The organism is Nonomuraea sp. NEAU-A123 (assembly GCF_018603905.1).
In the GTDB taxonomy this organism is placed as follows: Bacteria; Actinomycetota; Actinomycetes; order Streptosporangiales; family Streptosporangiaceae; genus Nonomuraea.
The window spans coordinates 1-25,762 of the sequence record NZ_JAHFZZ010000016.1 but is presented as its reverse complement, the minus strand read 5'-3'; the positions used below and the strand labels follow the sequence as shown (position 1 = coordinate 25,762).

The 25,762-nt window shown below is 69.8% G+C and carries 18 protein-coding genes; 6 read left to right on the top strand and 12 right to left on the bottom strand.

Annotation, left to right across the window (positions count from 1 at the left end; all coding sequences use genetic code 11):
• Positions 1 to 196 precede the first annotated feature (196 nt).
• A complete protein-coding gene (locus tag KLK06_RS39180; RefSeq protein ID WP_214640728.1) occupies positions 197 to 796 on the bottom strand; it encodes a TetR/AcrR family transcriptional regulator in 600 nt (199 codons plus the stop codon).
• A gap of 81 nt (positions 797 to 877) precedes the next feature.
• On the opposite strand from KLK06_RS39180, the gene KLK06_RS39175 reads away from it, so the two are divergent.
• The gene (locus KLK06_RS39175; protein WP_214640727.1) at positions 878 to 1,777 is read left to right on the top strand and encodes an oxidoreductase; all 900 of its coding nucleotides are present in this window, start codon (positions 878 to 880) and stop codon (positions 1,775 to 1,777) included.
• Between the two features lie 54 nt (positions 1,778 to 1,831).
• Here the strand turns inward: KLK06_RS39175 and KLK06_RS39170 are convergent, their stop codons facing one another.
• Entirely contained in the window at positions 1,832 to 3,193 is a 1,362-nt protein-coding gene (locus KLK06_RS39170; RefSeq protein ID WP_214640726.1) for an FAD/NAD(P)-binding protein, read from the bottom strand.
• 215 nt (positions 3,194 to 3,408) lie between these two features.
• The gene (locus KLK06_RS39165; RefSeq protein ID WP_214640725.1) at positions 3,409 to 6,384 is read right to left on the bottom strand and encodes a GH116 family glycosyl hydrolase; all 2,976 of its coding nucleotides are present in this window, start codon (positions 6,382 to 6,384) and stop codon (positions 3,409 to 3,411) included.
• A 403-nt stretch (positions 6,385 to 6,787) separates the two neighbouring features.
• On the opposite strand from KLK06_RS39165, the gene KLK06_RS39160 reads away from it, so the two are divergent.
• The gene (locus tag KLK06_RS39160) at positions 6,788 to 9,955 is read left to right on the top strand and encodes a glycoside hydrolase family 78 protein (protein ID WP_214640724.1); all 3,168 of its coding nucleotides are present in this window, start codon (positions 6,788 to 6,790) and stop codon (positions 9,953 to 9,955) included.
• On the opposite strand, the gene KLK06_RS39155 is transcribed toward KLK06_RS39160, so the two are convergent.
• The gene (locus KLK06_RS39155) at positions 9,933 to 11,027 is read right to left on the bottom strand and encodes a LacI family DNA-binding transcriptional regulator (protein ID WP_308168657.1); all 1,095 of its coding nucleotides are present in this window, start codon (positions 11,025 to 11,027) and stop codon (positions 9,933 to 9,935) included. The two genes, KLK06_RS39160 and KLK06_RS39155, sit on opposite strands and share 23 nt — an antisense overlap.
• A 241-nt stretch (positions 11,028 to 11,268) precedes the next feature.
• Between KLK06_RS39155 and KLK06_RS39150 the strand changes: the two genes are divergently transcribed.
• The 4 genes from KLK06_RS39150 (at position 11,269) to KLK06_RS39135 (ending at position 17,753) form a co-directional block, all read left to right on the top strand.
• A complete protein-coding gene (locus KLK06_RS39150; protein WP_214640723.1) occupies positions 11,269 to 14,547 on the top strand; it encodes an alpha-L-rhamnosidase in 3,279 nt (1,092 codons plus the stop codon).
• Between the two features lie 72 nt (positions 14,548 to 14,619).
• Positions 14,620 to 15,945, top strand: coding sequence for an extracellular solute-binding protein (locus tag KLK06_RS39145; protein ID WP_214640722.1), 1,326 nt, complete (start codon positions 14,620 to 14,622; stop codon positions 15,943 to 15,945).
• Between the two features lie 51 nt (positions 15,946 to 15,996).
• Complete coding sequence (locus tag KLK06_RS39140; RefSeq protein WP_214640721.1) at positions 15,997 to 16,938, top strand: carbohydrate ABC transporter permease; 942 nt, start codon at positions 15,997 to 15,999, stop codon at positions 16,936 to 16,938.
• Positions 16,935 to 17,753: a carbohydrate ABC transporter permease gene (locus KLK06_RS39135; protein WP_214640720.1), complete on the top strand. Its 819-nt coding sequence runs from the start codon at positions 16,935 to 16,937 to the stop codon at positions 17,751 to 17,753. The genes KLK06_RS39140 and KLK06_RS39135 overlap by 4 nt, the downstream gene beginning before the upstream one ends.
• A 370-nt stretch (positions 17,754 to 18,123) precedes the next feature.
• Here KLK06_RS39135 and KLK06_RS39130 read toward each other — a convergent pair whose 3' ends face one another.
• The 8 genes from KLK06_RS39130 to KLK06_RS39095 all read right to left on the bottom strand — a co-directional run.
• The gene (locus tag KLK06_RS39130; protein ID WP_214640719.1) at positions 18,124 to 18,573 is read right to left on the bottom strand and encodes a DUF1931 family protein; all 450 of its coding nucleotides are present in this window, start codon (positions 18,571 to 18,573) and stop codon (positions 18,124 to 18,126) included.
• Positions 18,574 to 18,578: 5 nt separating this feature from the next.
• Positions 18,579 to 20,228, bottom strand: coding sequence for an FAD-dependent oxidoreductase (locus KLK06_RS39125; protein ID WP_214640718.1), 1,650 nt, complete (start codon positions 20,226 to 20,228; stop codon positions 18,579 to 18,581).
• The gene (trxA, locus tag KLK06_RS39120) at positions 20,225 to 20,659 is read right to left on the bottom strand and encodes a thioredoxin (protein WP_214640717.1); all 435 of its coding nucleotides are present in this window, start codon (positions 20,657 to 20,659) and stop codon (positions 20,225 to 20,227) included. Before trxA ends, KLK06_RS39125 begins: the two co-directional genes overlap by 4 nt.
• A 1-nt stretch (position 20,660) precedes the next feature.
• Positions 20,661 to 23,264, bottom strand: coding sequence for an ATP-dependent chaperone ClpB (gene clpB / locus KLK06_RS39115; protein WP_214640939.1), 2,604 nt, complete (start codon positions 23,262 to 23,264; stop codon positions 20,661 to 20,663).
• A gap of 25 nt (positions 23,265 to 23,289) precedes the next feature.
• On the bottom strand, positions 23,290 to 23,586 hold the full coding sequence (locus tag KLK06_RS39110; protein WP_214640716.1) for a chaperone modulator CbpM: 297 nt from the start codon (positions 23,584 to 23,586) through the stop codon (positions 23,290 to 23,292).
• On the bottom strand, positions 23,583 to 24,533 hold the full coding sequence (locus KLK06_RS39105; protein ID WP_214640715.1) for a DnaJ C-terminal domain-containing protein: 951 nt from the start codon (positions 24,531 to 24,533) through the stop codon (positions 23,583 to 23,585). The genes KLK06_RS39110 and KLK06_RS39105 overlap by 4 nt, the downstream gene beginning before the upstream one ends.
• Positions 24,533 to 25,057, bottom strand: coding sequence for a nucleotide exchange factor GrpE (locus KLK06_RS39100; protein ID WP_214640714.1), 525 nt, complete (start codon positions 25,055 to 25,057; stop codon positions 24,533 to 24,535). The genes KLK06_RS39105 and KLK06_RS39100 overlap by 1 nt, the downstream gene beginning before the upstream one ends.
• A gap of 1 nt (position 25,058) precedes the next feature.
• Positions 25,059 to 25,762, bottom strand: a 704-nt coding sequence (locus KLK06_RS39095) for an Hsp70 family protein (protein WP_214640713.1), incomplete at its 5' end; no start/stop codon positions are given.

Here is a 25,762-nt window from a genome sequence, read left to right as displayed (position 1 = left end):
TGGACGCAACCCAAGACGCGTCGCCCCTACTTGCCGGGGTCGCGGGATCAAGCTGCGCAACTCGCGCCGTGCGCTCCTCATCGGCGGCGACGACGGAGATCAGAGCACAGGTGGGGAGCGGGAGTGTCTCGACCGCCTCGGAAGCGACCGGGCCGAAAGGAGCGGGAGATGAACCCGATCATGGTCCTCTGCAGCCCTACTCCGGCGCACACCCTTGCAAGATGTACGCGATCACGTCGTCCAGTCCATGCTCGATCGTCTCCAGTGGCAGCATGCCGCTAACCGCCATGCTGGCATAGCCGTGCAGGGTCACGAAGACCGGCAGACCGACGCGTTCCATCGGCCCCTCGCGCACCTGGCCCTGGCGCTGGCCCTCGCCGATCAGTTCGACGATCTGCTCGGACCAGCGCTGGGCGGCCGCGTCCAACGCCTCCGACGCCTCCGGATCGTGCTTGATCGAGTACATCAGGTCGAGCAGCTCCGCGTTGGCCGTGGCGAAGCCCACATAGGCGTGAGCCATGACGGCCAGCCGCTCGGCGAACGACTCGTCAGCCCGTTCCCGGGATGCCTTGAGGGTCTCGTCGAGCCGCTCGAAGCCGGTCAGCGCCAGCGCGTCCAGCAGGGCCTGCTTGTCCTTGAAGTGGCGGCTCGGCGCGGCATGGCTGACGCCCAGGTCGCGGGCGAGCTCACGCAGCGACAGCGCGGCCGGCCCCTTCTCCCGGAGCGTTTCCTCGGCGCGGTTGAGCAGCGCGGCGCGGAGGTCTCCGTGGTGGTAACGGCCAGGACGGATGTGCATGACCGTCAGTCTAGCCGAATGTGGCTGCCGTCTACATTGTTGTCGTTGACAGCATTGTTGTCATCGCCTACATTGAAGTCCATGTGGAACATCATCGACATACCCGACCAGGCCGGCCGGATCGCCATCGTGACCGGCGCCAACAGCGGCCTCGGCATCGCCACCGTCGAAGCGCTGGCCGGCGCGGGCGCTCATGTGGTGCTCGCCGTACGAAACACCAAGCGCGGCCAGGCCGCCGCCGCAACCGTGCGGGGGAGCGTGGAGGTACGCCGGCTCGACCTGGCCGACCTCGCCTCCGTCCGAGAGTTCGCCGCCGGCTGGCACGATGATCTGGCCCTGCTCATCAACAACGCCGGTGTCATGAACATCCCGCAGGCCAGCACCAAAGACGGCTTCGAGCTGCAGTTCGGCACCAATCACCTGGGCCACTTCGCCCTGACCAACCTGCTGCTGCCGCACATCACCGACCGCGTGGTGACCGTGTCGTCCGGCGCGCATCGGATGCCGGGCAACCCCCGCATCCACTTCGACGACCTCAACCTGACCGGTGAGTACGCCCCCATGAAGGCCTACAGTCAGTCGAAGCTGGCCAACCTGCTGTTCACGCTCGAACTCCAGCGGCGGCTCACCGAGGCGGGCTCGCCCGTACGCGCCCTGGCCGCCCATCCCGGCTGGGCCGCGACCAACCTCCAAGGGCACGACGCCAACGTCCTCCGGCGCACCCTCTTCCGCCTGGGCAACAGCTTCATGGCCCAGGACAACAAGGCCGGGGCGCTACCGACCCTTTATGCCGCCGTCCAGGACCTGCCCGGCGCAAGCTATGTCGGCCCCGACGGCTTCGCCGAGATGCGCGGCGCCCCCACCCTGGTCGGCCGCTCCACGGCGGCCAGCGACTCCGTATCCGCCCGTCGCCTGTGGACCGTCTCCGAGAAACTGACCGGCATCACCTTCCCCGAACCGGCCGTACCGGCGAGGACCTGAAAGCACGGCCCGCGCGGCGGCAGAGCTCACCATCACCACGTTGAGTGCCGCCGCTCACGCCACCGACTGAGCGCGGGCGGCATGGGATGCGGCCACCTCGACGAGGCGCGGTGCGAGAGCCGCCGCCTGTGCGCGAATCTCCGGCACGGCGGTCGTCTCGTACAGAGTCCCTCGCAGCAGCGGACCCAGGGTGAAGAGGCGGTCGCTCGGCCGCCCGGCCGCGTCCAGCACCGCGCCGTCCGGACCGGCGTCGAGGCCGAGCCGGAGCGGGTCGGGCCGGGCCATCCCGGCGGTGATGAGGCTCGCGAGGAAGGGATCGGTGGTGACGTCGGCGCTGGGCCCCGTGGCGTTGACCAGCCAGCCGACATCGAGGTCGGTCATGGTGCCGTCCAGATCGGCACGGACGCGCAGGCCACCGGCGGCGGGCTTGGTTTCGATCAGGCTGCCACGCAGCAGCCGCAGCCGTCCGCGGGCGCGCAGATCGGCGATGGCGGCCGCGGAGGCGGGCGGGATGCGATGCCGGTGAATCTCCCAGTAGCGCGCCACCCGCCGCAGGAACAGCCGCCGCTCACCCGGGCCGAGCCGCCGCCACAGCGCCTGGGCGTGCGGGCGCAGGCCCTCCATGACGCCGTGCCAGTCGCCGCCGCTCTCGCGTACCGCCCGCCGCGTGGTGGCCAGCAGGTCCGCGACCCGCAACGGCTCGTCGGGAACGGTCACGGGGACGGGCGAGGCCGGCTGGGGTAGGTGCGGGCGGGGGAGGAGGGCGTGCCGCGACAGCGCGTACACCACCGTGCCCGGGTGCGCCCGCGTCACGGTGAGGGCCACGTCCACCATGGTCAGCCCGGTGCCGAGCACCAGCACGGGTGCGCCATCGCCGATGCCGGTCAGCGCGCCGCCCGCCCACGGGTCGGCGACGTACCGAGGATGCGCGATCAGGCCTGGCACGGGTGCTGGGCTCCGGTTGCCGAGGGCCAGGACGACCGCGTCCGCGTCGATGCGCCGGCCGTTCGCCAGCCGTACCGCGTGATCGCCGTCCAAGGCGACGGCTGTGGCGGTGACGCGGTGGAGCGGCCGGTTGGGCGGATCTTCCGCGACGGTCAGCACATCGCGCAGGTAGCGGCCGTAGATGGTTCGTGGCAGGTAGCTGGAGCCGTTCACGTCCAAGCCCGCGATGCGCGCCCAGGTCAGCAGGTGGTCCGGCTCGTCGTGGAGGGCGCTCATCCTGTCGGCACGGGTGTTGAGCAGGTGGTGCGGGTCGGTGGTGGCGTATGCCTGGCCGAGGGCGTGCCGACCGTGCTGGTCGAGCAGGGTGACGGCCACGGGCGTCCAGGAGGTGCGGGCGAGTCGCAGGAGGTGGATCGCGGTCAGGGCGCCGCTCGCGCCGCCGCCGACGACCGCGACCGATGGTGTACGCATAAACCGACTATACCTGTGGGATATATAGGTTATATAGCCTCTATGAGGGTCAGCCGGACGGCTCTGTACTGATGGTGTCAGTGGCATCGGCCCAGGTGAGCACGGTGACCCCAGCTGGGGTTCCCTCGAACCAGGCGCAGGACGAGAGCGCGGATGGAGCGGACCGTGGGCGGGCTCCCACGCCGCTTCGGCCGGCAGGCGCGGCGTTCCGCGTCTCACTTCAGCTCACTTGACGGCACGCGCACCGAATGGCCAGGCTTGTACCGCCGCTTGATCGCCAGTCCCTTGCCTGTGAGGGTGACCGTGTTGCGTGTCACGAGCAGGTCGAGCTGGTGTCCGCGCCAGCGGAGGTGACGTACGCCGGCATTGGCCAGTTTCGACGGCAGGTTCGGGGTGATGACCAGAGCATCCGGCTCGGCTTCGACCCCGATGAAGGCGTACAGGAAACTGGCCGGCGCCAGTCCGCTCTCCGGGAACGGGATATCGGTTCCGACCGAGCTTCCGCCCGGGCTGCCGACCGTGCTCTCGCCGCGGAACAGGGGAGCGCCGCCGCAGATGTGGTCGGGTTCGCTCCACCGATCGAGGATCGTCGTCATCCGCGCCCAGGCATCATCGGCGGATCGATAGCGGGCGCGCGCCATCACGTCGAATCCCGAGGTGTAGAGGATGGCTCCGCCATCTTGCACTTCGTCTCCCCAGGGATTCGTGAGGTGGGTCAGGAAGAACCAGTAGCTGTTGCGACGCGTCGTCGACCTCGGGGCGAACACCCACTTCGAGTAGATGTCGGCGGGTCCCTCGACGTAGTCGCCGAGTGCTGCGACGAACCTGGTCGAGGCATCCGGTGCGGGACTCCCGTCGGAATACGCCGCCGCCCCCGGCACGGCCGTCGCCGACGACCACCACGCGAGCGTGCCCGTGACCTGTGAGACCTCCAGGTAGTACACGCCGGGTGGCTGCTTCGGCAGATCGATGTGCGCTACCTGGCCGTCGCTCCAGTCGGTGAACCGCTGTTCCGCGATCTTGACCGACGTCTCGCCCGGCAGCCCCTGGTAGAACGACATCGTGAACGCGGCACCGCGCTTGCCGTAGGTGGGGAATCGCGCGGCGACGCTCGTGAACTCGGCGTTCGCCGTGAAGCTCTGCCCCAGCGAGTGGCCCGCTCCGATCGTCGGTGCCAGGCCGCCGCTCTCGATCAGTACGACCGCTTCCTGCAGCTCGGTGTGGCCGTTGTCGAGCCAGTCGAAGATGCGCGCGGCCTGCTTCTTGGTGGGGAGGCCGAACGAGGCCGCTTCGAGGTTGACGTAGGTCGAGCCGTAGTCGTGAGCGACGCCGTCGGCGTCGATGGTCTGGACGTACCTGCCCGCCGCATCGTTCCAGAACACCTGGTTGTAGCGCTTCTGGGCTTGCCGGCGCACGGACCTCAGCTCGTCCGCTCTCCTCGTGTTTCCGACGTGCTCCTCGAGCTGAGCCATCGCCTCGAGGGCCCCGTAGAAGTAGGCGTTGAGATAGGCGTCTTGATAGCCGAACGACGTGATGTCCCAGTAGTTGGAGGCCAGCGATCCGTCCCGTCCGCTGTGGTCGGGCGACGTGATCGTGACGATCCCACTCTTTCCGCCGAGTGAGTCGAGATAGAAGCTCATCGCACGCCGCACTCGCGGCAGCATCGTGGCGAGGAATTCGGAGTCTCCCGTCCACGAGTAGTAACGCCAGGCGCCGAGGATGTACATGGCATTGGACGTGAAGTGTCTAGCGTCGAAGAGAGTCGGGTCGGGGAAGGGCCACGCCGGCGAATCCGACCATGACCAGACGTACCCGTCCTCTTCCAGTTGCGTGCTCAACAGGGAATCGGCCTGTGCCCTGGAGCCCGCCGTGGCGGTCCAGTCCAGGATGCGCCCCTCCCAGTCGGCCCAGTCCATGGCGTGCCCGCTGAATCGGAAACTGAGCGCACGCTCCCAGTAGAAGGTGGACAGCTGCGCCGCCCTGTGCTGATCGGATGCCACGAAGACCGGAAAGACCTCCGGCAGCGCGTCGGAATGCGGCTGGACTCCCACCGCGAGCGATCGCGAGATGGCCCGCTCCGCGTCCGCGCTGCCGGAGTTGAGCGTCATCGCCATCGACTTGGCGGTCATCGTGCCGTCGAGGACCGGTTCGGTTCCCGTGATCCGGAGGTCGTACGGGCCGCTGCCGCTCGCTGTGACCGCCTTCGATCCCGACACCGGGTTCGTCCAGGCGTCTCGACGCTTCAGTTGTTCGGCGGGCATGTAGTCGCCGCGGTCTCCGTAGAAGCGGTTGAACAGGACGCCGTCCGCTGCGGCGACGGAGTATCCGTCGCGGAGCCACGACGTGTTGAGCGTCAGGCCGGGGTCGGACCGTGGCTCGTTCTGCCACTGAATGTCGTACGTCATCGTCAGGTTCCGGCCGGAGAGCTTGAGATCCCACGACGCGATGCCGTCGACGTTGAAACCCGCGACCTCGATCGTCATCGTGCGATCCGCCTGCACCTGACGATTGTTGTATGCCGACCCGCCCACGTCGGCCGTGGTGCCGCCGAGCCGGCTCCACCAGCCGGGGGTTCCCGAACGGTGCGATATCTCCAGGTAGTAGGCCCCGGCCGGCTGATCCGGCACATCGAGGTAGGCCCATCCGTTGTCCTGCACCGGGTTCACCTCGCGACTGGCGATCTCGGTGAGACCGGTCTGGGGAGTTCCCGCGTAGAGCGTCATCGTCAACGCCGAGTTCTGGCTGTTCCAGGTGGGGAACTGGCCGCCGACTCGGGAGAAGCGGTACATCGTCGCGGTGAACGACTGGCCGAGCGTCTGCCCGGCGCTGAGCGGGACGGGGGAGTTGAGCTGCCGCTGTTGAAGGTTCATCGCCGACGGCAGTTGGATACCCGCCAGGCTCAGCGCTGTGTCGCTCGCCGTGCAGGTGACGCCGTTGTTGAAACCGGCGTCGAAGAAGTCGGTCGCGCCGAGAAACACCGAGCCGAACACCGTGGGTTCGTACTTGCCGGAGCCCGTCGGATCGCACGCGAATCGGGTGAGTTTTCCGTACGCGCCGGAGAGACTGATGAACTTGTTTTCGAGCTGGTACGTCGCGGCCTCTGCCGCGGCGGCCTGGGGGGTGCGCCACAGGCCGCTCGCGGCAAGGAGCAGGCCACTGCCCGCTCCCTGGAGGAAGATGCGCCGACTCATGCGGAATCGCGTGCTGTCCGTGGCCACGGAGGTCTCCAGTCGCTCGATCGTGGTAGTGGTGTTCGCGGCTCGAAGCACGCAATGACGTCGTCGGAGCGAGCGCCGGAACGGCAGCTGGCAGTCGACTTGAAAGCTTTCAAGTAGGGTCACAGACGAGCCGATCACTGTCAACCATGTGACGAATGTGGCCATTTCTCGTAGCCGACCGGCGAGCGGGCGGCAACGCGGATCGGGCGGTGCTCAGTGCGCCGGCGCGTCTGCTGTCTCAGCCTGTCGCCGGCGGTTGTTCGTGACGCCGGGCACGCTGTCCTCCTCAGCGCGCAGACATTGACGTGAAGACTTCGGGCTGCTTACGGTGCGCAGTGCTTGAAATGTTTCAATTTCTCTTGAAGGAGCCCGCTTCATGCATCTAGCCGTGACTGATATGCGCGTGGAAGGACTGGCCGAACCCCTGGGTCTTGACGCGAGTGCGCCGGAGTTCTCCTGGCGGATCACTGGGGCCGGCCGCGGGCGGGCACAGAGCGCGTACCGGCTGATCGTGGGACGAGAGTGCGATCCGGCCGCCGAGGGAGCCGAGGTGGTCTGGGACAGCGGCATCGTGACCTCGGCCGCGACTTACGACCTCCCGTACGGCGGTGCTGAGCTCCGGCCCCGTACGCGCTACCAGTGGCGGGTCAAGGTGGCCGACGAGAGTGGCACGTGGACGGGCTGGAGCCCGGCGTACTGGTTCGAGACCGGTCTCGGCGATGCCACCGGGTGGACGGCGGGCTGGATCGGTACGCCCGTGGTGCCCGGGTCGCAGCGGTTGCCGTCGCTGGAGAACGTGCCGCGTATCTGGGTCGCTGACCGGCTCGGGCCGTCCGGCTCGGAGACGGGGGCGTTCAGGACGCGGTTCGTGGTGCCGGGCGGGGCCAGGCCGCTGTCGGCATGGCTGGTGATCGGCGGCGCCGCCGAGGTCGAGGCGTACGTCAACGGCGTGCCGCTCGCGGGGGAGAGGCGGGAAGGGGCGTTCGTGGCCGACGCGGGTGACCTGGTGGCCTCGGGCGAGAACGTGCTCGCGATCAGGGCCGCAGGCTCGGGGCTGTGCGTGCGGCTGGAGGTCGTGGCCGAGGGGCGGCCGGTGCTGCCGCAACTCGTGCCGGTGGCCGGGGAGAGCGCCGTGACCGTCACGTCCGGTGGCCGGTGGCGGGCCAGTGACCGGCCCGGCGACGGGTTCGAGCAGCCCGGGTTCGACGACGCGGCGTGGCCGCCGGCCGAGGAGGTGGGGCTGCATGGCGACCCACCGCTGGGTCGCGAGCCGATCGGCGACCGGCCCAGCCCCTACCTGCGGCGCGAGTTCGGCGTGCCGTCACCGGTGCGCCGGGCCAGGCTGTACGCCACCGCGCTCGGCGTCTACGAGATCCACCTGAACGGCACCAGGGTGAGCGACGACCACCTGGCCCCCGGCTGGACCGACTATCGCCACCGTGTCACGTACCAGACCTACGACGTCACGGAACTGGTGTCGGAGGGGCACAACGCGCTCGGCGCGATTCTCGCCGACGGGTGGTACGCGGGCAACATCAGCTGGTTCGGCCCCTTCCGCTACGGCCGGCGCCTGGCCCTCCGCGCCGAGCTGGAGATCCTGCACGACGACGGCGGCGTCACCCGGCTGCGCACCGACTCGGAATGGCGGGCCGCCTCGGGCTCGATCCGCTACGCCGACCTGCAGAACGGCGAGCGGCAGGATCTGGCGGCCGAGCCGCTCGGCTGGACGGCGGCCGGGTTCGACGACTCCGGCTGGGTGCCCGCGGTGCCCGTCAGCCCGCCCGCCGGCCGGTTGACCGCCGCCGTCGCGCCGCCGATCCGGGTGCACGAGGAGCTGGAGCCGGTGGCGGTGTGGGAGCGGCGGCCCGGCGTGTGGATCGCCGACTTCGGGCAGAACCTGGTCGGCTGGGTCCGGCTCACCGGCCGCGCCGGCCGCGACCGCCCGGTGGTGCTGCGGCACGCCGAGGTCCTCGACCATGAGGGCGCGCTGCACCTGGCCAACCTGCGCTCGGCCCGCGCGACGGACGAGTTCCTGCCGCGTGGCGAGGAGATGGAGACGTTCGAGCCGAGGTTCACCTTCCACGGGTTCCGCTACGTGGAGGTGTCGGGGCTGCGCGCGGCGCCGGAGGCGATCACGGCCAGGGTGGCACACGCCGCGATGGAGCCGGTGGGGGAGTTCACCTGCTCCGACGAACGGCTCGACCGGTTGCAGCGCAACATCGTGTGGGGGCAGCGGGGCAACTTCCTGGCCGTCCCCACCGACTGTCCGCAGCGTGACGAGCGGCTGGGCTGGACGGGTGACATCTGGGCGTTCGCGCCCACCGCGCTGTTCAACTACGACGCCGCCGCCTTCCTGCGGAGCTGGCTGGCCGACGTGGTCGACGCGCAGGGCGACGACGGCGCGGTCACGCACGTGGTGCCCGACGTATTGTCGGGCCGCGGCTCGTCGCCCAACGCCAAGGAGGCGGGCTCGCCCGGCTGGGGCGACGCGCTGGTGATGCTGCCGTGGGCTCTGCACCGGCTGCGCGGCGACACCAGGGTGGTGGCGGCCTGCTTCGAGCCGATGCTGCGCTGGCTGGCGTACCTGGACAAACGCTCCGACGGTGGGATCTTCCCCGAGGAGGGGTTCGGCGACTGGCTGTCGATCGGCGCCGAGACCCCCAAACGGCTCGTCGGCACGGCGATCTTCGCTCTGTCCGCCCGGCAACTCGCCGAACTCGCCGCCGCACTCGGCCGCGACGCGGACGAGCGGGCCTGTCTGGAGCTGTACGGGCACGTACGGCGGGCGTTCCGCGCGGCCTTCATCGAGGGGCCCGGCGTGCTGGTGAGCAGGACGCAGACCGCGTACGTGCTGGCCATCATGGCCGGGCTGCTGGAGGAGGACGAGCTGCCCAGGGCCGTGGCCCGGCTGACCGGCGACATCGAGGCACGCGGCGATCACCTGTCGACCGGTTTCCTCGGCACGCCGTACCTGCTGGACGCGCTCACCTCGACCGGACGGCTGGACGTGGCCTACCGGCTGCTGACGCAGGACACCTTCCCTTCGTGGCTCTACCCGGTCGTGCACGGCGACGCGACGACCATGTGGGAGCGCTGGGACTCATGGAGCCACCACCGTGGGCTGCAGGACCCGGGCATGAACTCCTTCAACCACTACGCCTATGGGGCCGTCGGCGACTGGATGTACCGGACGGTCGGCGGGCTGGCCCCGGGGTCGCCGGGGTACGCCGACATCGTTGTGCACCCCCGCCCCGGCGGCGGGATCGGCTGGGCGAGAACCGCGCACCACACCAGGCACGGCAGGGTGGAGATCTCCTGGCGGCTGGAGGGCGACGGCTTCGCCCTGGACGTCGTCGTGCCGCCCAATACCCGCGCCGAGGTACACGTGCCCGCGCCGCCGGAGCGGGTGACCGAGGGCGGCGTGCCGGCCATCGAGGCCGAGTGCGTGGCCTTCGACCGGCTCGACGGCGGAGCCGCGGTCTACCGGATCGGTTCGGGCTCGTACGCGTTCCGCACCGGGATCAAGAGGCCTGCCCTGAGGTAGGCGGGGGCGCGGTGGATGCGCGGATGATGAGCTCGGGCTGGAAGACGATCTCCTGGTGCCAGTGGTTGTCGTCCGCGCGGAAGTCGGTGACCAGGAGCTCGGCGGCGGCCTGACCGAGTTGCTGCTTCGGCATGCGGATCGAGGTCAGCGCCGGTGACAGCAGGGCGGCGAACTCGACGTCGTCGTACCCCACCACGCTCATCTCGCCGGGTGCGGCGATCCCGCGCTTTTCCAGGTCGCGCAGGACGCCGACGGCGACCATGTCGTTGATGCAGAAGATCGCTGACGGCCTGCGTTCGTCGTCGAGCAGCTGGGCCAGCCCTGTCTCGCCCCCTTGGGCGTTGAGCACGGACAGAGTGATCTCGCTGATCGCCTCGTCGGGGTCGAGCCCCGCCCGGCGCGCCGCGCGGTGCAGCCCTTCCCTGCGGTCGGCGCACTGCCGGACCGTGGAGGGCCCGTTGAGGAAGCCGATGCGGCGGTGGCCGAGTGAGAAGAGGTGGTCACCGGCCAGGTCACCTCCCTGGACGTTGTTCACGGCCACCGCGCAGAGCTGGGAGCCGACACCGAGCCGGTCCAGGAGCACGACCCCCACTCCGCGCTGCCGGAGTGCGATGAGGTGCTCGATGTCGTCGCCTGCCGGCGAGATGAGGATGCCGGCGACCCGATGCTCCTCAAGGGTCTTCAGGTAGTAGGCCTCCTTGTCGGGAGAGTCGTCGGAGCTGCAGACCATCAGCAGGAACTGCTCCTTGGCCAGCTTGCTCTCTAGGCCCGGCAGTATCTCGCTGAAGTAGGGACTGCCTATCTCGCGCACCACCACCCCCACCGTGCGGCTTCGGCCTCCGCGCAGCTGCCGCGCCGGCGCGTTGGGCACGAACCCCAGGGCGGCGATGGAGGAGCGGACCCGTCGCTGGGTCCGCTCCGCCACCAGCTCGGGGCGGTTGAGCACATTGGAGACGGTGCCGAGCGACACTCCGGCGTGCGCGGCCACGTCGACCATGCTGAGGCGCGTCCGGGCGCGCTCTCCGTCGGAGCCGCTCGTCGAGGTCTTGCTCGGTCTGTCGATATCGGACACCCCGTGGATAACCCTTTCAGCTCACAGCTTGTTGGACCAGTGTATCAAATTGAAAGGTTTCACTCCCTCACCTGTGCAGACGTCGATCCGGTGCGCGAACCTGTTGACCTCACCGAGGTCGCCATCTACTGTGCGGGTGTTGAAATGTTTCAATTCCCCTCGGCGTCGATGTGGAGGTTCCGTGCCACCCCCGCCCCCCGAACCGCATGACGCGGCATGCCCCGCCCCGATCCGACTCCGCGTGGAGGATCACCCCGCGGGGCCCCCGCGCACGGGCAGGGCGTTGCCGGTGGTGCTGACGGCTCACCCCCGCCTGTCGTGGGTGGTTCCGCTGGTGCGGCAGGGGCAGCGGCAGACCGCTTACCAGGTCGTGGCGTCGTCAGCGGATGGCACGGTGTGGGATTCCGGCCGGATCGAGTCCGGCAGGAACGCGCACGTGCGGTGGGGCGGCCCGCCCGTCGCGCCGCACTCGGCCCTGCGCTGGACCGTGAGGGTCTGGGACGAGCACGCGAGGCTCTCGCCATGGGCGCATGCGACGGACCTGATCGCCGGGCCGCTGACCGCGGACGACTGGACGGCACGCTGGATCGAGATTCCGGCGACCCACGCGGCAGGCGAGGAGTTCTCCTGGGATCCGGCGTGCCGGGCCTGGCGAGCGCGCCTGCACCTGGCCGGCCAGGGCCTGTTACGGGTGCTGGTCGACGGGCAGGCGGTCAACCCCGATGCGAGCGACCCCTCGCGCACGGCGTTATCCCGGGCGGCGAGCCGCAGTTATGACGTCACCGGACTGCTGCGGGACGGCAACCGACACACTCTGGCGGTCGTGGCCGGCATCGGCCACTACGGGCAGGTGCTCGCCGAGCCACGCGCCCTGGTCGAGCTGCGGGTGGAGCTCGACAACGGCAGCGTCGTACGGGTGGGCACCGGCCCGCACTGGCGGCATGGCCCCTCCTCGATCATCCGCGAGGACCCCTTCTACCTTGAAGAGCACGACGCCCGCAGGACATTCACCGGCACTGCCGGGACAGGCGTCGCAGGGGAGCCGGCGCGCGCGGTCGAGCGGCCGGTCGCCACCCTCGCACCCGACGCCGGACCGCCGCTCGCCGTGGTGGAGGAGATCGCGGCGATCCCATGCGGCGACGCGGGTGGAGTCCTCGTCTTCGACGCCGGCCATAACGTGGCCGGGCGCAGCCGGGTCGTCGTACGCGGCGCCGCCCCCGGTACAAGGATCGAGATCGTTCACGGAGAGAAGCTCGACGACGCCGGCCGCGTCGGGACGCTCAACATCCGGCTGCCCGACGACCGGGACCGGGAGCGGCAGGTGCTGGTCTGGACCTGCGCCGGCGGCGTCGACGTCGCGGAGGCGTGGTTCGCGTTCTACGGCTTTCGCTATGTCGAGGTGCGTGGTGTCCCGGCCGGCGCCGCCGTCGAGGTGACTGCCAGGGTGCTGCACTCCGACGTCGCGCTCACCGGCATTTTCGCGAGCGACGAGCCGCTGCTGGACCGTCTCGTGGCGATGGCGGTACGGACTCAGCGCAACAACTCTCACTCCCATCCGGAGGACTGCCCCACCCGCGAGCAGGGCGGCTGGACCGGTGACGCGTCGGTGTCGGCGGAGGCCGCCTTCTCCCACCTCGACATGGCCGGCCTCTATCGGCACTGGCTCGACGACGTGGTGGCCGACCAGCACCCCGACGGCGGCGTCCTCGGATTGACCCCGCACCTGCTGGGAGCGCGTCACGTCCAGCCCGCCGACCCGGTGTGGGGCTCGGCGATGACCGAGATCCCGCTCCAGCACTGGCGGCACACCGGCGACGACACGCTCATCATCCGGCTGTTGCCGGCCATGCGCCGCTGGTGCGACTGGCAACTCGGCACGCTGTCGGGCGGCGTCGTCAGGGGCGCTGACATCAGCTACGGCGCGGACTGGCTCGCCCCCGAGCGCACCTCGCCGGTGATGCTGCAGACCGCGGCCGTCATCCGCTCCCTGCGCGCGCTGGCCGAACTGGAGGCCGTCGCAGGCGACGGCTGCGAGGCCGCGCGGCGCGAGCGCGAGGCCGATGCGCTGGCGAGCACGGCCAGAGCCGTGCTGCACGATCCGCTCACCCATGAGTGGGCCGACTCGGGCCAGGGTTCCGCTGCCGTCGCGCTGGCGTCCGGGCTGGCCTCGGACGAGGCGGAGCGGCGCGCTCTGGCCGACCAGATCCGCGTGGACATGCGCGTACGCGGCGACAGGGTCTCGACCGGGTTCGCGGCCACCCAGTTACTCGTGCGAGCCATGGCGGAGGCCGACGGCGGCACGGCGCTGATCGCGGCGGTGCGCCAGCCGGAGCAGCCCGGCATCGGCGCGATGCTCACCACGGGGCCAGGTACGTTCTGGGAAACCTGGTGGATCGACGACGAGAACGCCGGTGTCGCCTCGCTTGACCACATCGGTCTCGCCGCGCCGTTCGCCGCCTGGGCATGGACGCACGTGGCGGGCATCCGGCCGCTGGCAGAGGGGTATCGCCGCTTCGCCGTCGCGCCGTGCCTGCTCGGGCCGGTGACCAGGATCGATGTCACGGTCGAGACGGTCCGCGGCACGATCGCACTCGGCTGGAGGCTCGACGGCGACACGCTGACGCTGGAGCTGACCGTCCCGGTGGGCAGCACGGCCCTGGTCGACCTGCCGGGCCACCCCGCGCGGGAGTACGAATCCGGCCGGCACCGCATCGTGGCGACCGGCATACCCCTCGCTCAGGAGCGGCCGGCCATTGGCAGGACACCGCCCGTGCCGCCTGGCCAGGCGGTCACCGCGGCGGTGCTCAGAGGCGGCGCGGTGAGCGCGGACGCCGACGCGGGCTGGAAGGCCCGCCTCGATGGGCACGAACTGCGGATCGAGGCGCCACCCGGCGCGCCGATCGGGTCCTGCGCCGAAGTCGTCCTCCGCGGCGCCGCCGGCGAGCCGCTCGCCCGCCGGGTGGTCCGCGCTGGACGATCCGCTCGCTGGCTGTCTCGCGGCGTCAGGGCGCCCGGCTGGACGGCCGGCTCTGGCGTCCGGCTCGACGTCCTCCACGGCACGTTCGTCTGTACGCCGGTCTTCCACGGAACGTTCCCTGGGCCGACCTTCGAAGTCAGCGGGCCGCCCCTTCCACCAGGGCAGACCCGATGGGTACGGCTGCCGCTCCCCGGCGGGGACGACCTCGGTGACGCGGCCTTCGCCTTCGCGGAGGTGGATCTGTGCTTCCCGGTGCTGCCCGGCCGCACGATCGTGCCGATACTCCGGTTGACCGGAGCCGACGGCAGCAGCGTTCAGGACACCGTCCGCCCGCTTCCCGTCTGCTGGAACAGGATCAGCGTCGACCTGTCGCGATGGCCTGGCAGGGAGAGGGTGGTCGAAGTGGCCGTCGGGGTCGCCTGGCTGGACCGGCCCGATTCGGCCAGAGGGCCGGCGCTCCCGCTCGACCTGCGGGAGGGCCGCTCCAGCCTGCCGTTCCGGGTGGGCGATGTGGGGTGGACCAGCGCGCCACGCACCTGTTGAGCGGGCTCGCAACCCGCTGCGGGCCCTGACTGCCTTGCCGCTCGCCGAGTTCCTGTCAGAAGGAGATTGAAGATGATCAGTCGCATCGCACCATGGAGGGCCCGCGGCCTGGCCGCCGCCCTCGTCCCGATGCTCACCCTGGCCGCCGCATGCAGCGGTGGCGAAGAGGGCGAAAGGGCCGTCGACGGCGGCAGCAGCATCACCCTCTCGATGCAGGCCGGTCTGGTCCCGCAGTTCGAGAAGTACGCCGCGGCCTACGAGCAGGCCTTCCCGAAGCGGAAGGTGACGGTCGAGTCGTTGCCGGACGACGGCACCCAGTACATCCAGCAACTCGTCACCGCCCGCCTCGGCGACAAGCTCCCCGACGTCCTGATGAACGTCGACTACGCGGCCAACCGGCTGGCAGCGGGCAACGTCACCATGGACCTGGCCCCGTGGCTCGGGGAAGGCAAAGACGGCCTGAAAGGCAGCGAGTTCCTCCCGCAGTTCGTCGGACAGTATCGGCCGATCACCAAGCCGGATCAGATCACCGGTCTGCCGGTGAGCGCCGACTCGGTCACGCTGTTCTTCAACCGGACCGCCTTCAAGCGGGCAGGCGTGACCGAGCTGCCGAAGCCCACCTGGACGTGGGATGACATGTACCGGGTCGCGGCGGAGATCCAGAGCAAGTCAGGAGGAGACGTCGTCGGCCTGGCGCCTCCGCTCGGCACCGGCGGCCAGCCCGCCATCTATACGCCCGTGATCCACGCTTACGGCGGCTACGTCTACGACGCGACGACCAAGAAGTCGGGAATCGGCCAGCCGGAGGCGGTCAAGGCCTGGACGCAACTCATCAAGGCCTACGGCACCGCGTCGCCGGCGTACTCCGCCAACGCGGCCTCGCAGCCCAAGTTCGATCGCGGGCAGGTGGCGATGTCCTTCAGTGTCCGCGCCGGGGTGCCCACACTCAAGAGCCAGCTGAAGGACGACTGGGACGCCGAGGTCATGCCGACCATCAACGGCAAGACCACCGTCGGTGGCGGCTCCTACGGCCTGTCCATCGCGCAGACCAGCAAGAACAAGGACGCCGCGTGGGCGTTCCTCGCGTGGTTCTACCGCAACGACGGCGGGATGAAGATCGCGCAGGAGACCGGCCAGGTCGTCCCGCCGACCCTGGACGGCCTGGAGAACGGCATCTGGAAGGACCTGAAGGCGCCGCCGTCCAACAACGCCGTCTTCGCCGACGCCGCCAAGAACGCCCAACTGGCGACGCAACTGCCCGGCAAGGCCCAGGGCGTGCTCGACGAGCAGGTGCTCAAGGCGGTGCAGGAGGTCGTACTGAAGAAGCGGCCGGTGGCCGAGGCCTTCGCCGACGCGGAGAAGGCCGTCAACGAGGCGCTCGCGACGACCGGCGGGTGACGTCGACGCGGGCACGGCCAAGGCCAAGGAGGAAGATCGATGGTGGCGACAGTGACGAGTACAGCCGACGGCAGAGCGGTCGGCACGAGCCCTCCCGCACCTGGCCAGGATGGCAACAGACGCCGGCGACGGCGAGACGCGTGGGCCGCGACGGCGTTCGTGACGCCGAGCATGCTCGCCTTCGGCGTGTTCGTCATCGTGCCCGCGCTCGCCGGGCTGGGCCTGAGCTTCTTCAGCTGGGACCTGTTCACCCCACCTGAATGGGTGGGCCTGGACAATCTCGCCCGCCTGTTGGGCGACGGCCGGATGTGGGGCTCGCTGTGGGTGACGCTGCTGTTCGTGCTCCTGGGAGTGGTTCCGACGATCGTGGTCGGCTTCGTGCTCGCCGTGCTGCTCAACACCAGGCTGCCGGGCGTCGAGGCGCTCCGGGTGCTGTATCTGGCCCCGATGGTGGCGTCCTCGGCGGTCGCGGCGGTGCTGTGGGCGTACCTGTACGACGGACGGACCGGTATCGCCAACTCGATACTGCGCTGGGTGGGCATCGACGGCCCTGCCTGGCTGTCCGACACCACCTGGGCGCTGCCCGCGCTGTCCCTCATGATGATCTGGCTGGCCCTGCCGCTGGTGATGCTGTTGTACCTGGCCGGGCTGCAACGCATTCCCGACGACATCTACGCCGCGGCGGCGCTGGACGGCGCCGGCTTGTGGCGGCGGTTGTGGAGCATCACCTGGCCCAACGTGATGCAGACGACGGTGCTGGTGACCGTCCTGCAAGTGATCAACTTCGTCAGCGGCTCGTTCGAGACGGCGCTCATCATGACCGGCGGCGGCCCTCTCGACAGCACCCAGACCCTGGCCTTGTACGCCTACCGCACGGCGTTCGAGAAGGGCGAGATGGGCTACGCCAGCGCGCTCGCGCTCTTCCAACTCGTGCTCATCGGCGTCGCCGTGGGTCTGGTACGGCTCGCCGCCAAGCTCAGGAGTGCCACATGACCCTCCGGACCCTCGTCCGATACGCGACGCTGCTGCTGTGCGGGCTGCTCATGGCGGCGCCGCTGTTCTACCTGCTCTCGGCGTCTTTGATGTCGGCGCAGGACGCGCGTGCCTTCCCACCCCACCTGCTGCCGCCGAACGTCGTATGGCACAACTATGCAGAGGCCTACGAGTTCCTCTCCGCACGGGCCATCGTCAACTCGTTCGTCTTCAGCATCGGCATCGTCGCCGCGCAACTGGTGATCTCCATCCCGGCGGGCTTCGCTCTGGCGACGATCCCGTTTCGGTGGACGGGCCTGCTCCTCGGCGTGATCCTGGTGCCGATGTTCGTGCCCGCCAACATGACGCTGATCCCCCTCTACATCATCACCTATCAGCTCGGCCTGGTCGGAACCTACGCCGGCATGATCCTGCCAGTAGCGGGCCAGACGGCGTTCGCGATGCTGCTGTTCCGGCAGTTCTTCGCCGGGCTGCCGCCGGGCCTCATCGAGGCGGCCCGGCTGGACGGCGCGGGCTGGCCACGCGTCCTGACCCTGATCGCGCTGCCCCTGGCCAGGCCGGCGCTGGCCGCCTATTGCTCGATCAGCTTCCTGACCGCGTGGAACACCTACATCTGGCCGCAGGTCGTCGCGCCGGACCGCGAGCACCAGGTGATGACGGTCGCGCTCGCGCCCCTTGCCCAGGGGCAATACACCCTGATGTCACCCAGCGTCGGCCTGGCCGCGGCAGTGATCAGCATGACGCCGGTGCTGATCATCTTCCTCGCGTTCCAGAAGTGGTACATCAAAGGCGTCGTCGGGACCGGGCTGGAGTAGTAGCGGACAAATGGCGGCAACGTGACAACCAGATCCGCCGGGGTTCGCAGTGCCGGCCGGCCTGGTCACATCACTTCGAGGCCAAGTCGGCGACGCCGCATAACCGCAGCTCAGTCCACGTCAACCTACGGATTAAAGAAGACGCTTCGATCAAGGCGTATAGCTCTGACCTGCGCGTTTAGTTCGTGGCTGTACGGCCAGGAGGCCGGTCATGAGTGACCGTTCAACACCAAGTTCGCCGAGCGTCTGGAGACGGAGCGGGCGGAAAAGGGCGGCAAGAAGATCAGCGCCGTGCGGGTATGGGAGACCCTCGAACTGCGACCATCGCCCGTGATGGTCTGGATGCCGGTCCAACTTGGCGCATTCCTCGTCACAGGAGCAGGCCGAACAGCCGGGTCATGCGCTGCCAGTGCTCGCTGGAGGGGTTCTTGAGGTCGGGTTCGACGATCTTGAGCGCACGGGCGAACACCATGGACAGCCCGCCGGCCACGGCCGGCAGCCGGGCCTCGGCGTCTACGCTGAGCGACAGGTCGAGCGGTGGCAGCGCGGTGAGCTGCTCCAGGATCGGCGACAGCTCCAGTTCCTCGTCCAGGTCGCGGAAGTCGTGCATGTTCTCCTGCAGGCCCTTGGTGATGGGCAGGTCCCATGGCTGGATGATGTCGCGCCTGTTCTCCTTGGCCGCGGCCTCGGCGACGACGAGCATGTCGTACAGCTTCTGGTTGACGAAGTCGTTGAAGCGCTTGAGGTCGTTCTTGTCCACGTCGAGTCCCGCGGCGGCGCGGAAGAAGCGCTCGAACCTGGAGTGTGCCATAACCGGCATGTCGATCACCGTCTTCTCTGTCGATTTCCTGTGGTGGTGAACCTCTCGTGCACCAGGCGCACGGCCATGGCGCCCTCCCCCACCGCGGAGGCGACCCGCTTGACCGATCCGCTGCGGACGTCGCCCACAGCGAAGACGCCCAGGTGGTCGGTCTCCAGGGGAAGCAGTGCATTCCAGGTGGTGGATTGTCCCGTGATGATGAAGCCGCGGTCGTCGAGCGGCACGGCGCCCTCCAGCCACTTGGTGTGCGGGTCGGCGCCGATGAAGACGAACATGGCCCTGGTCGCGATCTCCAGGGACTTCCCCGTGCGCTTGTTGCGGACGCGGATACCTTTCAGTGTGCCGTCGCCGATGAGCTCGCATACCTCGGTGTCGGGCATGATCTCGATGCCGGGCGTGCGGTCGAGCTCGTCGGCTAGGTAGTGGGACATGCCGGCGCGTATGTCGTCACCGCGTACGATCATGTGCACCGACGACGCGTTCCTGGCCAGGTAGAGGGCCGCCTGACCGGCGGAGTTGCCGCCGCCGACGATGACCACCGGCGAGTGGCTGCACATGCGCAGCTCGAATGGGGTGGCCGCGTAGTAGACGCCCGATCCCTCGTACTTCTCCAGCTCGGGGACCTCCAGCCGCCGGTAGCGGGCGCCGGTGGCGATGATCACGGCGTGGCCCTTGACGGTGCTGCCGTCCTCGACGACGACGCCGTAGAAGCCGTCGTCCGGCTGCAGGCCGGTCGCCTCGGCCGGGACGGTCAGCACCGCGCCGAACTTCCGCGCCTGGATGATGGCGCGCTCGGCCAGCTCGGCGCCCGAGATGCCGGAGGGGAAACCGAGGTAGTTCTCGATGCGGGAGGAGGTGCCGGCTTGGCCGCCGGCGGCCACGGCGTCGAGCACGATGGTCGTCAGCCCTTCCGAGGCCCCGTACACGGCGGCGGCCAGGCCCGCGGGGCCCGCGCCCACGACGACCAGGTCGCTGACCCCGTCGCCGGGCACCGGGGCGGGCAGGCCGATCGCCTTCGCCAGCTCGGCGACGGTCGGGTTGCGCAGGACCTTGTCGCCGCGCCAGATCACGACCGGGGTGTCCTCAGGCGGGATGCGCAGCTCGCGCAGCAGGGCGTCCGCCTCCTCGTCCTCCTCCAGGTCGATCCACCGGTGCGGCACCCTGTTGCGGGCGGCGAACTCGCGCAGCCGCCGGCAGTCCGCCGAATAGCGGGAGCCGATGATGCGGAAGCCGATGCCCAGCCCGATCAGCAGGGACCGCCGGGCCAGGTAGGCCCGCAGGATGAGGTCGCCGAGCGCCTGGTCCCGCGCCACCAGCGCGCGCACCTCGTCGGCCGGCACGGCCAGCACCTCGCCCGGCTCCTGGACGACGGCGGTCAGGAATCCCGCCTGGCCGGTGAGCAGGCTGAGCTCGCCGAGGAACCGGCCCGGGCCGTGGACGGCGATCGTCCGCTCGTCCGGGCCGCGCCCCTCGACCATGGCTACCTTGCCGGTCAGCACGACGATGAACTCCGCGGTGGGCTCCCCCTCACGGAACAGGACGTCGCCTCCCGACACGGCCCGGCGCTCGCCACGGGGGGAGAGCTCGGCGAGCTGCGCCTCGTTCAGCCGGGGATAGGCGCCGTACAAGTCCGGCGTCTCGGGTACCGGCGTCATGTGCGCGCCTTGATCGCGTCCTCGACCCATCTGCGCAGCTCGTGGGCGGGCGCGCCGCCCGCCCGCTGGGCGACGACCTCGCCGCGGACCATCATCATGAGCGTCGGGATGTGCTTGATCGCGAAGCGCTCGGACAGGCGTGGCGAGCGGTCCACGTCGACTTTGACGAGTTTGACGCGGCCGGCCATGTCCTGGGAGAGCTGTTCGAGCGCGGGCGTGACCATCCGGCACGGCCCGCACCAGTCCGCCCAGAAGTCGACGATGACCGGTAGCGCCGATCGCTCGGCGACTTCGGCGAACGTGTCGTCGCCCGCCTCGGCGATCCAAGGCAGCGGCTGATGGCAGTTCCCGCACTGGGGGATGCCGTCGGCCGCGGCCGGCACCCTGTTCCGTTTGCCGCAGTTCGGGCAGGCGACGGTGGTCGAGATCATGTCAGCTCCCCGGTCCGGTGAAGGTGACGCTCAGCTCGCCGTGGTCGACGTCCACCGTCACGGTCGAGCCGTCGGGAGCGTCGCCGCCCAGCAGCGCCCGCCCGATCCTGGTCTCGACCTCGCGGGCGATGAACCGGCGCAGCGGCCGGGCCCCGTACACGGGGTCATAGCCCTGGTTGGCGATGAGCTTGAGCGCCTGGTCGGTGACCCGCAGCGTGAGCCGCCGGTCGGCCAGCCGCTGCCTGACGTCGTTGAACATCAGGTCCACGATCCGCTCGATCTGGGCCTCGGTCAGAGGCTTGAACAGCACGATGTCGTCGACCCTGTTGAGGAACTCCGGCCGGAAGTGCGTGCGCAGCTCGTTCATGACCCGGTCGCGGGCTTCCGGCTTGATCTCGCCGTCGGAGGTGACCCCGTCGAGCAGGTACTGCGAGCCGATGTTCGAGGTCATGATGATCACGGCGTTGCGGAAGTCGACCGTACGGCCCTGCGCGTCGGTCAGCCGCCCGTCGTCCAGGACCTGCAGGAACGTGTTGAACACGTCCGCGTGCGCCTTCTCCACCTCGTCAAAGAGGACCACCGAGTACGGCTTGCGCCGCACTGCCTCGGTTAGCTGGCCGCCCTCCTCGTACCCGATGTAGCCGGGAGGGGCGCCGACCAGGCGGCTGACCGTGTGGCGCTCCTGGTACTCGCTCATGTCGATGCGGACCATGTTGTCCTCGGTGTCGAACAGCGCGGCCGCGAGCGTCCTGGCCAGCTCGGTCTTGCCGACACCGGTCGGCCCGAGGAACAGGAACGACCCGACGGGCCGCCGCGGATCCTTGATGCCGGAGCGGGCGCGGATGACCGCGTCGGCCACCAGCCGCACGGCCTCCTCCTGGCCGATGACCCGCTCGTGCAGGATCTCGTCCAGGCGCAGCAGCTTCTCACGCTCGCCCTCCTTCAGGCGGGTGACCGGGATGCCGGTCCAGCGGGAGACGATGTCGGCGATCTCGTCCTCGGTGACGACCTCGCGCAGCAGCCTGCGGCCGCTCTGGCGCAGGGCCAGCTGCTCCTCCTCCGCCTGCAGGCGGCGTTCCAGCTCGGGGAGCTTGCCGTGGCGCAGCTCGGCGGCGCGGTTGAGGTCGTAGTCGCGTTCGGCCTGCTCGGCCTCCCGGCGCACGGTCTCCAGTTCCTGGCGCAGGGCCTGGACCTTGCGCAGGGCGTGCCGCTCGGACTCCCACTGCGCCCGCATGGCGTCGGCCTCGGCGCGCAGGTCGGCCAGCTCCTTGCGCAGGTCGGCGAGGCGGGCCTTGCTGGCGGGGTCGTCCTCCTTGGCGAGCGCGGCCTCCTCGATCTCCAGCCGCATCACCCGCCGGGTGAGTTCGTCGAGCTCGGCCGGCATGGAGTCGATCTCCGTACGGATCATCGCGCAGGCCTCGTCGACCAGGTCGATGGCCTTGTCCGGGAGGAACCGGTCGGAGATGTAGCGGTGGCTCAGCGTCACCGCGGCGACGATGGAGCTGTCCTGGATCTTCACACCGTGGAAGATCTCCAGCCGCTCGCGCAGCCCCCGCAGGATCGATATCGCGTCATCTTCGGACGGCTCGTCCACCAGGACGGGCTGGAACCTGCGCTCCAGGGCCGCGTCCTTCTCGATGTGCAGGCGGTACTCCTGGACCGTGGTCGCGCCGATCATGTGCAGTTCGCCGCGGGCGAGCATCGGCTTGAGCATGTTGCCCGCGTCCATGGCGCCCTCGGTCGCCCCGGCTCCGACCACGGTGTGCAGCTCGTCCACGAACAGCAGGATCTGTCCCTGGGCAGCCGTGACTTCGTTCAGCACGGCCTTCAGGCGTTCCTCGAACTCGCCGCGGTACTTGGCGCCGGCCACGAGCGCGCCCATGTCCAGGCTGAAGACGGTCTTGTCGCGCAGCCCCTCGGGGACGTCCGCGTTCGTGATCCGCTGGGCGAGCCCTTCCACGATGGCGGTCTTGCCGACGCCGGGGTCGCCGATCAGCACTGGGTTGTTCTTGGTCTTGCGGGACAGGATCTGGATCACCCGGCGGATCTCCGTGTCGCGGCCGATCACCGGGTCCAGCTTGCCCGCCTGGGCCTCGCTCACCAGGTCGCGGCCGTACTTCTCCAGCGCCTCGTAGGCGACCTCCGGCATGGCCGAGGTGACGCGCTGGTTACCCCGGATGGCGGTCAGCGCTTCCAGGAACCGGTCCCTGGTGAGCCCCTGCTCGTGCAGCAGCCGTCCGGAGGGTGTGCCGGCGCCCTCCTCGATCAGGGCCAGCAGCAGGTGCTCGACCGAGACGTAGTCGTCCTTGAGCCGTTTCGCCTCCCGCTCGGCGGTGTCCAGCAGCCGCGACAGCCGCTGCGTGACGTAGACCTGTCCGGGTTGCGCGCCCGGGCCGCTGACCTTGGGACGGCGTTCCAGATCGTGCTCCAGGTCCCTGCGCAGGGCCTCCGGGTCGGCTCCGGCGTGCTGCACGAGCCGGGGGGCCAGCCCGTCCGGCTGTTCGAGCAGGGCCAGCAGCAGGTGCTCGGCGTCGACCTCGGTGTGCCCGTAGCGCAGCGCCTTCGTCTGGGCGCCGTGCAGGGCCTCCTGCGACTTCTGCGTCATAATGTTCGGGTCCACTTCAGTCCCCCTAGTGTCGTGAGGCGTGCGTACGCAGGGAGCTCTCCAGCGCCTCGATCCGGTCGAGCAGGTCGGTCACCAGCCCGATCGCGGCATAGTTGATCGACAGGCCCTCGTGCAGCCGCCGGATGCGGGCGGCCGCGGCGACCTGGGAGAGCGGGAAGCAGAGCTCTCCCCTGGCGTCCCTGACCGGTTCCAGCAAGCCGAGCACCACCAGGCGGCGGATGGTCTCCGGGTGCAGCCCGGTGACCCGCGCATAGGAGTCCAGGCCCAGCCGTGTCGGGCGGACGATCGCGTACGTCGTCATGAGCCCCTCCTCGGGTCGAACCGGGACGTGGCGGCGAGCTGTTCGAACAGGCGCCGCTCCTCCTCGGTGAGCTTGGGCGGCACCACGATCCGCACCTCGGCGAACAGGTCGCCGGGCTTGCCGCGGGGGTTGGGCATGCCGCGCCCGCGCAGCCGCAGGCGGCGCCCGGTCGAGGTGCCCGGCGGCACCTTCAGCTTGGCCTCGCCGCCCGGCGTGTCGATGGCGACCGTGGCGCCCAGCGCGGCCTCCCAAGGGGCCAGCGGCAGGTAGGTGTGCAGGTCGCGGCCCTCGACGCGGTAGCGGGGATGCTCGGCGATCCGGACGATAAGGTAGAGGTCGCCCGGCTGGGCGCCTTGGCTCCCCTGGCCTCCCTGGCCGGCCAGCCTGATGCGCTGGCCGTCCGTCACCCCGGGCGGGATCGTGACGTCCAGCCGCCGTCCTCCGCCCAGCGTGATCGTCCGGCGCCCGCCGTGGTAGGCCTCCTCGACCGGGAGTGTCAGCTCGGCTTCCTGGTCCGCGCCCTGCACGGGCCCCCAGGAGCGCCTGCCCCGGCCGTCGAACATGCCGCCGAGCAGGTCCTCGAAGTCGATACCTCCGGCGCCGGTCCCGAAGTCGTCGCTCGTGCGCCATTGGCCACCTCCGCCACGTGCTCCGGCTCCGGAGCGGGCACGAGCACGGGAACGGCCCCTGGCGTACTGCTCGGGATCGACGTCGGGCGGCACCTGGCGGAAGTCGTGCCCGAACGCGTCGTACTTGCGGCGCATTTCGGGATCCGAGAGCACGGAGTACGCCTCCGAGATCTCCTTGAAGGTGTCCTCCGCCCCCGGATCCTTGTTGACGTCGGGATGGTATTTGCGGACGAGCTTGCGGTAGGCCCGCTGGATCTCGTCCTGGTCGGCGTTACGGCCGACTCCGAGCACTTCGTAGAAGTCGCGTCGATCGGCCATCACTCCGCCTTCTTGGCTACCACCACCACCGCCGGGCGCAGTTGCCGCTGGTCGTCGCCGTAGCCGGGCTGCAGCACCTCCACGACGGTGCCGGGTGCGACGTCGTCGCGTTCGACGGTCGAGACCGCCTCGTGGTGCTGGGGATCGAACGGCACGCCGGTCTGGTCCTGGCGGCGGTAGCCGAGGCGGTTCAGCGTGGCGACCGCCTGGTCTCGCACCGCACGCACCCCCTGGATGACCGGATTGGCGTCGCCGTCCCCATCGGCAGCGCTCAGCGCGCGCTCCAGGTTGTCCAGGACGGGCAGCCACTGGGAGACCACCTTGTCCCGCTCCTCGACCCGGAGCCGCTCGGTGTCCCGGGCGATGCGCTTGCGGACGTTGTCCAGCTCGGCGACCGCACGCAGCCACCGGTCCTCCAGCTCCGCCAGCTTCGCCTCCGATTCCGGGACCGGATCGGCCTCGTCGGTGCCGACCTGAACCGCCCGCGCACCATCCTGGTCCGTACGCTCTTCGTGGCCGTTCATGTCACTCCGTGTCAGAGGTGGTGAACTCGGCGTCGATCACGTCGTCGTCGGCCGGGCCGCCCGAAGCGCTCTCCGTCCTGCCCTGCGGTGGCACGTTGGCCGACTGGCTGGTCTGCAGCGCCTGGTTGACCTGCTGGAGCTCGCCGCTGAGCGTGCGCAGCCGGTCGATCGGCGCCTCCTGCTTGATCGCCTCGCGGGCGTCGTGGACGAGCTGTTCGGCACGCGCCTTCTCATGTACGGGGACGGTGTCGCCGAGCTCCTTCAGGCGGCGTTCCACCTGGTAGGCGACCGAATCCAGCTCGTTGCGGACCTCGATCATCTGCCGCAGCCGGAGGTCCTCGTCGCGGTGCTGCTCGGCGTCCTGGATCATCCGCTCGATCTCCTGCTTGTCCAGCGTGGAGGTCTCGCTGATGGTGACCTTCTGCTCGGCGCCGGTGTCCTTGTCACGCGCGGTGACGTTGAGTATGCCGTTGGCGTCGATGTCGAAGGTGACCTCGATCTGCGGCTCTCCCCGGAGCGCGGGTCGGATGTTCTCCAGCCGGAAGCGCCCGAGCACCCGGTTGTCGGCCGCCCGCTCGCGCTCTCCCTGCAGGATCACGATGTCGACGGCGCCCTGGTTGTCGTCGGCCGTGCTGAAGGTCTCGGTCCGGCGGGCCGGGATCGTCGTGTTGCGTTCGATGACCTTGGTCATGATGCCGCCGAGCG

Bases quoted from the DNA above. Each gene is read 5' to 3' on its own strand.
- KLK06_RS39180 (WP_214640728.1), bottom strand. From the start codon at position 796: ATGCACATCCGTCCTGGCCGTTACCACCACGGAGACCTCCGCGCCGCG.
- KLK06_RS39175 (WP_214640727.1), top strand. From the start codon at position 878: ATGTGGAACATCATCGACATACCCGACCAGGCCGGCCGGATCGCCATC.
- KLK06_RS39170 (WP_214640726.1), bottom strand. From the start codon at position 3,193: ATGCGTACACCATCGGTCGCGGTCGTCGGCGGCGGCGCGAGCGGCGCC.
- KLK06_RS39165 (WP_214640725.1), bottom strand. From the start codon at position 6,384: ATGAGTCGGCGCATCTTCCTCCAGGGAGCGGGCAGTGGCCTGCTCCTT.
- KLK06_RS39160 (WP_214640724.1), top strand. From the start codon at position 6,788: ATGCATCTAGCCGTGACTGATATGCGCGTGGAAGGACTGGCCGAACCC.
- KLK06_RS39145 (WP_214640722.1), top strand. From the start codon at position 14,620: ATGATCAGTCGCATCGCACCATGGAGGGCCCGCGGCCTGGCCGCCGCC.
- KLK06_RS39135 (WP_214640720.1), top strand. From the start codon at position 16,935: ATGACCCTCCGGACCCTCGTCCGATACGCGACGCTGCTGCTGTGCGGG.
- KLK06_RS39130 (WP_214640719.1), bottom strand. From the start codon at position 18,573: ATGCCGGTTATGGCACACTCCAGGTTCGAGCGCTTCTTCCGCGCCGCC.
- KLK06_RS39125 (WP_214640718.1), bottom strand. From the start codon at position 20,228: ATGACGCCGGTACCCGAGACGCCGGACTTGTACGGCGCCTATCCCCGG.
- trxA (WP_214640717.1), bottom strand. From the start codon at position 20,659: ATGATCTCGACCACCGTCGCCTGCCCGAACTGCGGCAAACGGAACAGG.
- clpB (WP_214640939.1), bottom strand. From the start codon at position 23,264: ATGACGCAGAAGTCGCAGGAGGCCCTGCACGGCGCCCAGACGAAGGCG.
- KLK06_RS39110 (WP_214640716.1), bottom strand. From the start codon at position 23,586: ATGACGACGTACGCGATCGTCCGCCCGACACGGCTGGGCCTGGACTCC.
- KLK06_RS39105 (WP_214640715.1), bottom strand. From the start codon at position 24,533: ATGGCCGATCGACGCGACTTCTACGAAGTGCTCGGAGTCGGCCGTAAC.
- KLK06_RS39100 (WP_214640714.1), bottom strand. From the start codon at position 25,057: ATGAACGGCCACGAAGAGCGTACGGACCAGGATGGTGCGCGGGCGGTT.